At 35.6% G+C, this 205-nt stretch carries 1 pseudogene; it reads left to right on the forward strand.

Annotated elements, in window-relative coordinates:
- Positions 1-205: pseudogene (locus KO524_RS15380) on the forward strand (hypothetical protein); the annotation flags it as partial.

Genomic DNA, 205 nt, shown 5'->3' on the forward strand with positions numbered 1-205 from the left:
AACCTTGACTATTTTGTCTTACAACAGTGCAACAGGTATGTTGACGTATCAAGATGAGAAATCGAATTTGACTACTTTAGATATTAAAGGAGCAATCGACAGTTTTGAAACAATTACAACTTTAACACCAAATTATACTGCGGGTACAATTACTTATGTGAACGAAGCGGGTGCTAGTGTAACTGTAGATATCAAAGCCATGGTA

The sequence above is a fragment of the Flavobacterium sp. NKUCC04_CG genome, from assembly GCF_019345525.1.
Taxonomy (GTDB): domain Bacteria; phylum Bacteroidota; class Bacteroidia; order Flavobacteriales; family Flavobacteriaceae; genus Flavobacterium.